The organism is Peterkaempfera bronchialis, from assembly GCF_003258605.2.
Classification (GTDB): Bacteria; Actinomycetota; Actinomycetes; order Streptomycetales; family Streptomycetaceae; genus Peterkaempfera; species Peterkaempfera bronchialis.
In genome coordinates this window covers 4,694,700-4,707,578 of sequence record NZ_CP031264.1, presented here as the reverse complement: position 1 = coordinate 4,707,578, position 12,879 = coordinate 4,694,700, and the positions used below count along the sequence as shown (strand labels likewise).

General features: G+C 72.7%; 7 protein-coding genes. 6 read left to right on the top strand and 1 reads right to left on the bottom strand.

Going from position 1 to position 12,879, the window contains the following annotated elements:
• Nucleotides 1-64: 64 nt before the first annotated feature.
• The 4 genes from C7M71_RS21040 to C7M71_RS21025 all read left to right on the top strand — a co-directional run bounded on the left by C7M71_RS21040 (nt 65) and on the right by C7M71_RS21025 (nt 5,254).
• On the top strand, nt 65-604 hold the full coding sequence (locus C7M71_RS21040; RefSeq protein ID WP_111493016.1) for a sigma-70 family RNA polymerase sigma factor: 540 nt from the start codon (nt 65-67) through the stop codon (nt 602-604).
• A 14-nt stretch (nt 605-618) separates the two neighbouring features.
• A complete protein-coding gene (locus C7M71_RS21035; RefSeq protein ID WP_162824324.1) occupies nt 619-1,386 on the top strand; it encodes a zf-HC2 domain-containing protein in 768 nt (255 codons plus the stop codon).
• Nucleotides 1,387-1,526: 140 nt separating this feature from the next.
• Nucleotides 1,527-3,347, top strand: coding sequence for an ABC transporter ATP-binding protein (locus tag C7M71_RS21030; RefSeq protein ID WP_111492310.1), 1,821 nt, complete (start codon nt 1,527-1,529; stop codon nt 3,345-3,347).
• Nucleotides 3,344-5,254, top strand: coding sequence for an ABC transporter ATP-binding protein (locus C7M71_RS21025; RefSeq protein WP_111492311.1), 1,911 nt, complete (start codon nt 3,344-3,346; stop codon nt 5,252-5,254). Before C7M71_RS21030 ends, C7M71_RS21025 begins: the two co-directional genes overlap by 4 nt.
• A gap of 97 nt (nt 5,255-5,351) precedes the next feature.
• Here C7M71_RS21025 and glgP read toward each other — a convergent pair whose 3' ends face one another.
• Nucleotides 5,352-8,054: an alpha-glucan family phosphorylase gene (gene glgP, locus C7M71_RS21020; protein ID WP_111492312.1), complete on the bottom strand. Its 2,703-nt coding sequence runs from the start codon at nt 8,052-8,054 to the stop codon at nt 5,352-5,354.
• Nucleotides 8,055-9,166: 1,112 nt separating this feature from the next.
• Here glgP and C7M71_RS21010 point away from each other — a divergent pair.
• Nucleotides 9,167-11,176, top strand: a complete 2,010-nt coding sequence (locus C7M71_RS21010) for an alpha-1,4-glucan--maltose-1-phosphate maltosyltransferase (RefSeq protein WP_229759182.1) — start codon at nt 9,167-9,169, stop codon at nt 11,174-11,176.
• Nucleotides 11,173-12,876: a maltose alpha-D-glucosyltransferase gene (gene treS, locus C7M71_RS21005; RefSeq protein ID WP_111492314.1), complete on the top strand. Its 1,704-nt coding sequence runs from the start codon at nt 11,173-11,175 to the stop codon at nt 12,874-12,876. Before C7M71_RS21010 ends, treS begins: the two co-directional genes overlap by 4 nt.
• Nucleotides 12,877-12,879: the final 3 nt, after the last annotated feature.

Genomic DNA, 12,879 nt, shown 5'->3' with positions numbered 1-12,879 from the left:
AGGTCATCCTTAAGGGAATCTAGGGTGCCTTGAACCGTCCCGCCGCACCGGGCGTACTGGACCCATGCAGCAGACAATCACAGCAACGACGACGGCCCACAGCGACTCGGAGTGGGTGCGTGCCCTGTACGCACGGTACGGACGCTCGGTCCTGGGCCACGTCCTGCGCCTGCTGCACGGCGACTACCAGCGGGCGGAGGACCTGGTGCAGGAGACGTTCCTGCGGGCGTGGCAGCACCGGGCCACCCTGGACCCGGAGCGGGCCGGGCCGTGGCTCCACACGGTCGCCCACAACCTGGTGGTCTCCGCCTTCCGCCGGACCCAGGCACGGCCGCAGGAGAGCCCGCTCGGCGAGGAGGAGCCGCCCGGACGCGGCGAGGACGAGCTGGACCGGATGCTGGAGAGCTGGCAGATGGCGGAGGCGCTGCGCGGGCTGCGGCCGGACCACCGCGCGGTCCTGATCCAGGTGTACTACCTGCGGCGTACGGTGGCTGAGGCCGCCCAGCATCTGGGTATACCCGCCGGGACGGTCAAGTCGCGCTGCTACTACGCGCTGCGCGCACTGCGGAACGTGCTGGAGGAGCGAGGGGTGACAGCACCATGACGTGCCAGGAGAGCGTGTCTCTGGGCGCCTATCTGCTCGGAGCGCTCGACGGCGGGGAGCGCACGGCGCTCGAAGGGCATCTCGCCGACTGCCCGCGCTGCCGGGACGAGCTGGTCCAGCTCGCCCCGCTGCCCGGGCTGCTGCGGCACACGCCGTTCGAGGAGATGCCGGAGACCGCCGCCGCGGCCGAGGCGGTCCCCCGGGTGGCGGCCGCCACCCGGACCGTGCCGCCGCAGGAGCCGGCGGCGCCGCCGGGCTGGGACCCCTTCCGCCCCACCGGGCGCGGGGTCCCGTCGCCGTACGAGCCGCGCCCGCCGCAGCCGGAGGAGGCACCGCCGCCGGTGGTCCCGGTGTCGCACCGCCGGGAGGGCCAGGCCCGGCGGCTGCTCACCGCCGCCTCGGTGGCGGTGGCCGCCTGCGCCACCGGAGCGGCGGTCTACCTCGGGGTGACCCGCGCCGACGGACCCACCGCCCAGCCGGTGGCGGCGACGCTGAAGGCGACCGACGCCACCACCCATGTCGCCGCCACCGCCGGGCTGGTACGCAAGGCGTGGGGCACCCAGGTGGAGCTGACGCTGAACGGGCTGCCGCAGGGCATCCGCTGCTCCATGGTGGTGCACACCCGGGACGGCCGGACGGAGACCGGCGGCACCTGGGCGTCGGGCTACGCGGACACGGCGGCGGTGCCCGCCTCCACCTCGGCCCGGCCGGAGGACATCAGCAGCATCGACATCGTGTCCGACTCCGGCAGGCGGCTGGTGGAGCTGACGCCTAACAGGTAACGCCCCAGCGCACTTGGGATGCAGCACACCGGGATGGCGAAGCCGTCCCGGCCTATCGTGCTGTCCGGGGGCGGGCCCTGGGACGGGCCCCCGGAAAAACCGGATGTGGTTGTCAGTGGTGAGTCGTACGCTCGCGAACGATGCCCGAACACACCCTCGCCCCCGCTCCGCACCCCGTCCCGAAACGCTCCGCCGTACGCTCGCTGCTGCGCCTGTGGCCCTACGTCCGGCCGGTGCGCTGGTTCCTCGCGGGCTCCGTCTGCGCCGCCCTGCTCGCCTCCTGCGCGGCGCTGCTGGTGCCGCTGGTGCTGCGGCGGATCGTGGACGGGCCGGTCGCCCACCACGACACGGCCGCGCTCTGGCCGCCGGCCGGGCTGCTCCTGCTGCTGGGGCTGACCGAGGCCGGTCTCTTCGGCGTGCGGCGGTGGCTGGTCGCCCGTCCGCTCTCCCGGGTGGAGCGCACCCTGCGCGGCGACCTCTACGCCCGGTTGCAGCGGCTGCCGGTCTCCTTCCACGACCGCTGGGCGTCGGGGCAGCTGCTCTCCCGGGCCACGTCGGACCTCTTCACCCTGCGGCTCTTCCTGGCCTTCGCGCTGGTCTTCCTGATCGTCAACTCCGCGACCTTCCTCACCGGAGTCGCCATCATGTTCTCGCTGGACTGGCGGCTGGGCCTGATCCTGGTGCTCCCCGCCGCCCCGCTGGTGGTGCTCTGCTCCTTCTTCGAGGCGCGGTACAGCTCGGTCGCCCGCCGGGCCCAGGACCAGATCGGCGACCTGGCCACGGTGATGGAGGAGTCGGTGCTCGGCATCCGCATCCTCAAGGCGTTCGGCCGCCACCGCACCATGGCCCGGCGCTTCCGCGACCAGGCGCGCGAGCTGCGCTCCACCGAACTGCGCAAGGCGCGGCTGCTGGCCGACCTGTGGGCGGTGATCGTCGGCCTGCCCGAGCTCGCCCTGGGCGTGGCGCTCTGCGTGGGCTGCGTCCTGGTCGCCCACGGCCACCTCACCGCAGGCACCCTGGTCGCCTTCCTCTCCACCGCGCTGGCACTGCGCTGGCCGGTGGAGTCGCTGGGCTGGCTGCTGGCGTACAGCAATGAGGCGGCGACCGCTTCCGACCGGTTCTTCGAGGTGATGGACGCCCGGCCGGCCGAGGAGCAGGACACCCCCCGTACCGACCTGCGGCCGGAGGGCGCCGAGCCCGACGGCATCCGCTTCACCGGGGTCGGCTTCCGCTACCCGGACGCCCCGCCGGACACCCCCGACCTGCTGCGCGGTGTCGATCTGCACATCCGGCCCGGCGAGACGATGGCGCTGGTGGGCGCCACCGGCAGCGGCAAGACCACACTCACCGCGCTGCTCCCCCGGCTGTACGACGCCACCGCAGGCACCATCACCCTGGACGGCACCGACATCCGCGACCTGCCCCGGCAGCGGCTGCGCGAACTGGTGGCGGTGGCCTTCGAGGAGCCCACCCTGTTCTCCGCCTCGGTACGGGAGAACGTGCTGATGGGCGCCCCCGAGGCCGGGCCGCAGGCGCTGGAGCGGGCCCTGGACACCGCCCAGGCGGACTTCACCCGCCGGCTGCCCGAAGGGGTGGACACCCAGGTCGGCGAGCAGGGCCTCAGCCTCTCCGGCGGCCAGCGCCAGCGGCTGGCGCTGGCCCGCGCCGTGGTCGGCAGCCCCGGGTTCCTGGTCCTGGACGACCCGCTGTCCGCCCTGGACGTACACACCGAGGCCCTGGTGGAGAACGCGCTACGGCAGGTGCTCGCCGGTACCACCGCCCTGGTGGTGGCGCACCGGCCGAGCACCGTGCTGCTCGCCGACCGGGTGGCCCTGCTGGCCGACGGCCGGATCAGCGCGGTCGGCACCCACCAGGAGCTGCTGGAGTCCTGCCCGGCCTACCGCGAGCTGATGTCCGGCGACCCGGCCGACCGGGTCCGCGAAGGGAGCACCGCCCGATGACCTCCGCCACCGACTCGGAGCAGGACGCCCTCCCGGCCGAGCCCTACGCTCCTCCGCACGCCCCTCCCGGCGCCCCTCCCGGCGTATCCATCGCCACGGCGCCCGCGCCCGGCGGGTCGACCCCGGAGGACGAGGACATCCCCGTCCCGGTCGGAGCACCCCGGGCCCTGCTGCTCTCCCTGATGGGCCCGCACCGGCGGCGGATCGCCACCGCCATGCTGCTGATCCTGGTCGAGCAGGCCGCGCTCCAGGCCGGGCCGCTGCTGGTGGCGGTCGCCATCGACCGGGCCATCCCCGCGCTGCGCGACCACGACTCCGGCCCGCTGATCGCCGTCACCGCCGCCTATCTGGGCTGCGCCCTGCTCGGCACGCTGCTCCAGCGCGCCTTCATCCGGATCTCCGGCCGGATCAACCAGGACATCCTGCTGGACCTGCGAGGCCGCATCTTCCGGCACGCCCAGCGGCTCAGCCTGGACTTCCACGAGCGCTACACCTCCGGCCGGATCATCTCCCGGGCGACCAGCGATGTGGACGCCCTGCGGGAGCTGCTCAACGAGGGGTTGCAGGAGCTGCTGGCGGTGGCGCTCTCGGTGACCTATGTCTCGGTGCTGCTGCTGGTCATGGACTGGCGCCTCGGCCTGGCCTCGCTGGCCTCCTTCCTGCCGATGTTCCTGCTCGCCCGGTCCTTCCGCCGCCGCTCGCGCAAGGTCTACCGGACCTCGCGCACCGCGGTCGCCACGGTGATCGTCCGCTTCACCGAGACCATGAACGGTATCCGGCCGGTTCAGGCGTTCCGCCGCGAGCGGGCCAATGACGCGGCCTTCGCCACCGTCAACTCCTTGTATGCCAAGGCCAATGCGGACGGCATGCTGGAGATGGCCCGCTTTGTCGCCACCGCCCGCGCCACCGCCAATGTGTGGCTCACCGGGGTGGTGCTGTGGGGCGCCTACCTGGTCACCGACGGCAGCCTCCAGCTGGGGGTGCTGGCCGCGTCCGTGCTCTATCTGCGGCGGCTGTACGACCCCATCGACCAGTTGGCGATGTTCCTCAACAGCTACCAGTCGGCCTCGGCGGCGCTGGAGAAGATCGCCGGGCTGCTGGCCCATGAGCCCACCGTCGCCGAGCCGTCCGATCCGGTGCCGCTGCCCGAACGGGCCGAGGCCGCCGCCCGGGGCCGCGAGGTGGTCTTCGACGGCGTCTCCTTCGCCTACCGCACCGGCAAGGAGGTGCTGCCCCCGCTCGACCTGCTGCTGCCCGCCGGGCAGACCGTCGCGGTGGTCGGCGCCACCGGCGCCGGGAAGTCCACCCTGGCGAAGCTGCTGGCCCGGTTCTACGACCCCACCGGCGGCCGGGTCACCCTGGACGGCGTGGACCTGCGCCACCTCGCCACCCCGGACCTGCGGCGCGGCGTGGTGATGGTCACCCAGGAGTCCTTCCTCTTCTCCGGGACGGTGGCCGACAACATCGCGGTCGGCCGTCCCGGGGCCAGCCGGGAACAGGTGGAGCAGGCGGCGCGGGCCATCGGCGCCCATGACTTCATCGCCGCCCTGCCGGAGGGCTATGACACCGATGTCCGCAAGCGCGGCGGCCGGATCTCGGCCGGCCAGCGGCAGCTGGTCGCCTTCGCCCGCGCCCTGCTCGCCGACCCGGCCGTGCTCATCCTGGACGAGGCCACCTCCTCGCTGGACGTCCCCGGTGAGCGGGCCGTCCAGGAGGCCATGCGCACGGTGCTGGCCGGTCGCACAGCGGTGATCATCGCCCATCGGCTCTCCACGGTGGAGATCGCCGACCGGGTCCTGGTGATGGACCAGGGCCGGGTCATCGAGGACGGCTCCCCCGCCGAGCTGATCGGCTCCGCCGGCCGCTTCGCCGATCTGCACCAGGCCTGGCGGGAGAGCCTGGTCTAGGCGACGGTCCCGGTCGGCGGGCAGCGGGCAGCGGCCAGCGGCGACGCCCCTCACCCGGGTGGGTGGGGGGCGTCGGCCGACGGGTGTCGGCGGGGTGTCAGCGCAGCAGTCCGGCGTCCATCCCGGCGGACTCCGGCGGGACCGCGATCAGGCCGAGTTCGGCGGTGGCGGCCAGCATCGGGTGGGCCGGCAGCACCCGGACCGTGTACCCGAAGGGGCCGGTGCGGCTGAGCTCCAGCGGGCCCTCGTACAGCCAGCGGCCGTCGAGGTCGGGGCGGCCGGACGGCTTCAGCGAGACCGTGCTCGCATCGGTGATCCGGTCGCTGTCGTCCACCCGGCCGGCCACCACCTGGACATCCACGTCGGACGGCTCCAGCGCGCCCAGCGCCACCTGCACCCGGAGGGCGAGCGTGGAGCCCAGCTCGGGGGCGTCGGCCGGACCGCCGGCCTCCACATGCTCCACCCGGACCCCCGGCCAGGCGGCCCGCACCCGGGCCTTCCACTCGGCGAGCCCACGGGCGCCGGAGTACGGCGTGCCGTCCGGCACCGGCCCGGCCAGCCGCCGCTGCGCCGCAGCGGCCGGCGCATAGAGCCGTTCGACGTACTCGCGGACCATCCGTCCGGCGAGCACCTTGGGCCCGAGGTGGACCAGGGTGTGGCGGACCATCTCGATCCAGCGGTACGGAAGGCCGCCGGACCCCCGGTCGTAGAAGCGGGCGGCCACCTGGTGCTCGATCAGGTCGTACAGGGCGGCGGCCTCCAGGTCGTCGCGCCGCTCGTCGTCGATGCCCTGGCCGCCGGTCATCCCGGCGCCCTGCACCGTGCCGCCGACCCCGGTCCCCTCGGCGGTGGGGATCGCCCAGCCGTTGGAGCCGTCGAACCACTCGTCCCACCAGCCGTCGAGCACCGACAGGTTGAGGCAGCCGTTGAGCGCTGCCTTCATCCCCGAGGTGCCGCACGCCTCCAGCGGGCGCAGCGGGTTGTTCAGCCAGACGTCGCACCCCGGGTAGAGGTGCTGGGCCATGGCCATGTCGTAGTCGGGCAGGAAGACGATGCGGTGCCGCACCGCCGGGTCGTCGGAGAAGCGCACCATCTCCTGGATGAGCCGCTTGCCGCCGTCGTCGGCCGGGTGGGCCTTGCCGGCGATGACGATCTGCACCGGCCGCTCGGGGTGCAGCAGCAGGCGGCGCAGCCGGTCGGGGTCGCGCAGCATCAGGGTGAGCCGCTTGTACGAGGGCACCCGGCGGGCGAAGCCGATGGTGAGGATGTCGGGGTCGAGCACCGAGCCGGTCCAGCCGAGTTCGGCGTCTCCGGCGCCGCGCTGCCGCCAGGAGGCGCGCAGTCGGCGGCGGGCCTCGTCGACCAGCTGGGCGCGGAGCGCCCGGCGCAGCTCCCAGATGTCGGCGTCGGCGATGGACTGGACGCCGTGCCAGTGCCGGGCCTCGCCGACCATCATGGCGCTCTCGGCGTGCTGGGCGCCGATCTCGCGGGCGCCCAGCCGGACGACGGCGGGGTCGATCCAGGTGGGGGCGTGGACGCCGTTGGTGATGGAGGTGATGGGGACCTCGGCGGCGTCGAAGCCGGGCCAGAGGCCGTTGAACATGGAGCGGCTGACCTCGCCGTGCAGGGTGGAGACCCCGTTGGCGCGCTGGGCCAGGCGCAGTCCCATGGCCGCCATGTTGAAGAGGCGGGGGTCGCCGCCCTCCCAGGTCTCCGCGCCGAGCGCGAGCACCTGCTCGACGGGGACGCCGGTGAGTGCGGCGTCCCCGCTGAAGTGGCGGGTGACCAGGTCGCGGTCGAACCGGTCGATCCCGGCCGGGACGGGGGTGTGGGTGGTGAAGACGGTGCCGGCCCGTACCGCCTCCAGGGCGGCGGCGAAGTCGAGGCCGGGGCCGCCGGTCAGCTCGCGGATGCGCTCCACGCCGAGGAAGCCGGCGTGGCCCTCGTTGGTGTGGAAGACCTCGGGGTCGGGGTGGCCGGTGAGGCGGCAGAAGGTGCGTACGGCGCGGACTCCGCCGATGCCGAGCAGCATCTCCTGGAGCAGCCGGTGCTCGCTGCCGCCGCCGTAGAGGCGGTCGGTGACATCGCGCTCGGCGGCGGAGTTCTCCTCGATGTCGGAGTCGAGGAGCAGCAGCGGGACCCGGCCCACCTGGGCCTTCCAGATGTGGGCGTGCAGCCGCCGGCCGCCGGGGAGGTGGAGGACGACCAGGCAGGGGCTGCCGTCGGTCTCGCGGAGCAGGCTGACGGCGAGTTCGTTGGGGTCGAGCAGGGGGTAGCGCTCCTGCTGCCAGCCGTCCCGGGAGAGGGACTGGCGGAAGTAGCCGTGCCGGTAGAAGAGGCCGACCCCGATGATGGGCACGCCGAGGTCGCTGGCGGCCTTGAGGTGGTCGCCTGCCAGGATGCCGAGGCCGCCGGAGTACTGCGGCAGGGCGGCGGCGATCCCGTACTCGGGGGAGAAGTAGGCGATACCGGCGGGCAGCGGCTCACCGTCGTCACCGGTCAGGGCGGACTGGTACCAGCGGGGGCCGGTGAGGTAGTCCTGGAGTTCGTCGGCGGTGTCGTGGAGGCGGCGCAGGAAGCGCCGGTCGGCTGCGAGGGCTGCCAGCCGGGCCGCGGGGACCTCGCCGAGGAGGCGTACCGGGTCCTTTCCGGTGGACTCCCAGACCTCCGGGTCGACGGAGCGGAAGAGCTCCCGGGTCTCCGGGTGCCAGGACCACCGCAGGTTGAGGGCGAGCTCGTGCAGCGGTTGGAGTTGCTCGGGCAGGACGGTGCGGACTGTGAATCTGCGGATTGCCTTCACTCGGCGAAGCCTAACCTCGGGGGTGCCGCAGAAGCAGCGTCAACTCGGCCTCCGAGGGCCGTTCGGCCCAGCGGGGAGGTCACGCCGGGCGCGTACGGCCGCATGCGGCGGCGCAGGGGGCGCACGGCGGTCGGCGGCTCACGCGCCCGGCGTGCGGGGTCGCCCGGGGGGCGTCCGACGGTGACCGAGACACGCCGCAGACAGGACCAAACTGCTGCGTGGCGGCGGACCCCGGTGCGAGGATGCGTGCGGGGCGAGGGCTCCTCGCACAGGTGCGGCCAGGGTGTCGCTCCGGTGCGGGTCCTGCCCGGATTTCCCTCCTTCCCGCCTGTATCCGCTTCCGCGTCGACATGATCACCGGTGGCTGATGTCCGCGTGTCCTCGTCCTGTGCGCGCTCGTTGTCGAGTCGGGTGCGACTGCTCGTCCGGACCACCCTCCGGGACGGCTGTCGAGGCGCCTCCGATCGAGGCGCGTGCCGGAGTGCGCCCGGACCCTCTCAAGGGCGTGCCGCCGGTGGCCCGGCTGCCGACAGGTTGCCGGACGGGAAGGCGGGGGAAGGCTCTCCGGGACCGCAACTGGACCCGGTCCGTCGTCCCGACATCAGTCCTCCCGGTACTCCCCCGGGCTCGCCGCCCAGTTCCGGACGTGGTGGGCATCCAGGTGGGAGCTGCCGCCGATCGCGGGCAGGAGCTTCGCCATGCACGACGAGAAGCGGACACCGTCCAACCCGACGACACCGCCGGGCGCCCCCGGCCGGGTCACCGGACGGGCGCCGCAGGCCGAACCGACCCGGGCGGCCCTGACGGCCGACTCCCCCGCTCCGGTGCCGACGCAGCAGACGCCGACCGCCGGAGCCGCCGCCGAAGCCGTGGCCAGGCCCGCCGCCGAGCACGTCGGGCACGCCGAGCGAGCCGAGCACGCCGAGCACGCCGAGCAGTCGACGGTCCGTAAGGCGACGGCGAAGAAGGCCGCCAAGAAGGCCCCGGCGAAGAAGGCAGTGGCGAAGAAGGCTCCGGCCAAGAAGACGGCGACGAAGGCTCCGGCCAAGAAGACAGCCGCCCGGAAGACCGCCCCAACAACCCCCCCGGCGGCAGCGGCGGAGAGCGGGACCCTGGTCGGCCGCATCCCGGTGCTGGACGTCCGCCCCCTGGTCGACTGCGGCCGGCGGCCGGCCAAGGCCGTGGTCGGGGAGACCTTCCCGGTGACGGCGACCGTCTTCCGGGAGGGCCACGACGCGGTCAACGCCAATGTGGTGCTGCGCGACCCCGCCGGGCAGCCCGGTCCATGGACGCCGATGCGGGAGCTGTCCCCGGGCACCGACCGGTGGGGCGCCGAGGTCACCCCCACCGGCCCCGGGCTCTGGACGTACACGGTGGAGGCGTGGAGCGACCCGGTGGAGACCTGGCGCCACCACGCCAGGATCAAGGTCCCCGCCGAACTGGACACCGCCCTGGTACTGGAGGAGGGCGCCCAACTGCTGGAACGCGCAGCCACCGGCGTACCCGAGCAGGGCGGCCGGGCGGCGGTGCTGGCCGCCGTCGAGGCGCTGCGCGACTCCGCCCTGCCGCCGATGACCCGGCTGGCGGCCGCGGTCTCCGCCGAGGTCACCCGGGTACTGGACCGCCATCCGCTGCGCGAGCTGGTGACGGCCTCCCGGCCGCTGCCGCTCCAGGTGGACCGGGAGCGGGCGCTGTTCGGCTCCTGGTACGAGTTCTTCCCCCGCTCGGAGGGCGCGGTGGTCGACCCGGCCGGGCTGGAGCCGCCGCGCAGCGGCACCCTGCGCACCGCCGCCGAGCGGCTGCCGGCCGTCGCCGGGATGGGCTTCGACGTGGTGTACCTGCCGCCGATCCACCCCATCGGCCGGGCCTACCGCAAGGGCCCCAACAACTCGCTGGCGGCGGGCCCGCACGATGTCGGCTCGCCGTGGGCGATCGGCTCCCCCGAGGGCGGCCATGACGCGATCCACCCGGACCTGGGCACCATCGACGACTTCGACGCCTTTGTGGCCCGCGCCCGCGAGCTGGACCTGGAGGTGGCCCTGGACTTCGCGCTCCAGTGCTCCCCGGACCACCCCTGGGTCAACAAGCACCCGGAGTGGTTCCGGCACCGCGCCGACGGCTCCATCGCCTATGCGGAGAACCCGCCGAAGAAGTACCAGGACATCTACCCCCTGGACTTCGACCGGGACTTCGACGGGCTGGTCCGCGAGACGCTGCGGGTGCTGCACTTCTGGATGGACCACGGGGTGCGGATCTTCCGGGTGGACAACCCGCACACCAAGCCGGTGGTCTTCTGGGAGCGGGTGCTCGGCGACATCGCCCGCACCGACCCCGATGTGCTCTTCCTGGCCGAGGCGTTCACCCGCCCGGCGATGATGCACACCCTGGGCAAGGTCGGCTTCCACCAGTCGTACACCTACTTCACCTGGCGCACCGGCAAGCAGGAACTGACCGAGTACCTCACCGAGCTCAGCGGCGAGGCGGCCGCGTATATGCGCCCCAACTTCTTCGTCAACACCCCCGACATCCTGCATGCCGCGCTCCAGCACGGCGGCCCGCCCGCCTTTGCGCTGCGCGCCGTGCTGGCCGCCACCCTGTCCCCCGCCTGGGGGATGTACGCGGGCTATGAGCTGTACGAGGGGACGCCTGTCCGGCCGGGCTCGGAGGAGTACCTGGACTCCGAGAAGTACCAGCTGCGGCCGCGCGACTGGGCTGCGGCGGAGGCGGCGGGCCGCTCCCTGGCCCCGCTGATCACCACGCTCAACCGGACCCGCCGGCACCACCCGGCGCTGCGCGAGCTGCGCAACCTCCGCTTCCACCACGCGGACAGCGATGCGCTGCTGGTCTACTCCAAGCACATCCCGGGCGGCGGCGTCGGCCCCGATGCCGCCGCCGACCCTGACGACGCCGTCCTGGTGGTGGTCAACCTCGACCCCCATCACCCCCAGGAGGCCACCGTCTCCCTCGACCTGCCCGCTCTCGGGCTGGAGTGGCACGACCACCTGACGGTGCGCGACGAGCTCACCGGTGCCACTTACCGCTGGGGTCAGCACAACTACGTCCGGCTCGACCCGTCCCAGCAGCCGGCGCACATCCTCACGGTTCGGAGGACCGCAGAGTGATCGTCAACGAGCCAGTTCCCGACACATTCGAGGACACCCCGCAGAAGGACCGCGACCCGGAGTGGTTCAAGCGCGCGGTCTTCTACGAGGTCCTCGTCCGCTCCTTCCAGGACAGCAACGGAGACGGTGTCGGAGACCTCAAGGGGCTCACCGCGAAACTGGACTACCTCCAGTGGCTGGGGGTGGACTGCCTCTGGCTCCCCCCCTTCTTCGCCTCGCCGCTGCGCGACGGCGGATACGACGTCTCGGACTACACCGCGGTGCTCCCGGAGTTCGGCGACCTGGCCGACTTCGTGGAGTTCGTGGACGCCGCCCACCAGCGCGGCATGCGCGTGATCATCGACTTCGTGATGAACCACACCAGCGACCAGCACCCGTGGTTCCAGGAGTCCCGCAAGAACCCGGACGGGCCGTACGGGGACTACTACATGTGGGCCGACGACGACAAGCAGTACCCCGACGCGCGGATCATCTTCGTCGACACCGAGACGTCCAACTGGACCTATGACCCGGTGCGCAAGCAGTACTTCTGGCACCGCTTCTTCTCCCACCAGCCGGACCTGAACTTCGACTCCCCGGCGGTCCAGGAGGAGGTGATCGCGGCGCTGAAGTTCTGGCTGGACCTGGGCATCGACGGCTTCCGGCTGGACGCCGTCCCCTATCTCTACGCCCGCGAGGGCACCAACAGCGAGAACCTCCCGGAGACGCACTCCTTCCTCAAGCGGGTGCGGTCCGAGATCGACGCCGCCTACCCGGACACGGTGCTGCTGGCCGAGGCCAACCAGTGGCCGGAGGACGTCGTCGACTACTTCGGCGACTTCGAGGGCGGCGGCGACGAGTGCCATATGGCGTTCCACTTCCCGGTGATGCCACGGATCTTCATGGCGGTGCGCCGGGAGTCCCGCTACCCGGTCTCGGAGATCCTGGCCAAGACCCCGAAGATCCCGTCCGGCTGCCAGTGGGGCATCTTCCTGCGCAACCACGACGAGCTCACGTTGGAGATGGTCACCGACGAAGAGCGCGACTACATGTACGCGGAGTACGCCAAGGATCCCCGGATGCGGGCCAATGTGGGCATCCGCCGCCGGCTGGCGCCGCTGCTGGACAACGACCGCAACCAGATCGAGCTCTTCACCGCGCTGCTGCTCGCCCTGCCCGGCTCGCCCGTCCTCTACTACGGCGACGAGATCGGCATGGGCGACAACATCTGGCTGGGCGACCGCGACGGGGTGCGCACCCCCATGCAGTGGACACCCGACCGCAACGCCGGTTTCTCCTCCTGCGACCCGGGCAGGCTCAATCTGCCGACCATCATGGATCCGGTCTACGGCTTCCAGGTGACCAATGTCGAGGCGCAGATGAGCAACACCAGCTCGCTGCTCCACTGGACCCGCCGGATGATCGAGATCCGCAAGCTCAATCCGGCCTTCGGTCTGGGCAGCTACGCCGAGCTGCCGTCCAGCAACCCGGCGGTGCTGGCCTTTGTGCGCGAGTACGGGGACGACCTGGTCATGTGCGTGAACAACTTCTCGCGGTTCGCGCAGCCGACCGAACTCGACCTGCGCGAGTACACGGGCCGCCATCCGGTGGAGCTGATCGGCGGGGTGCGCTTCCCGGCGATCGGTGAACTCCCGTACCTGCTCACCCTGGCGGGGCACGGTTTCTACTGGTTCCGGCTGCGCCGGGCCGACGCGCTCTGACCC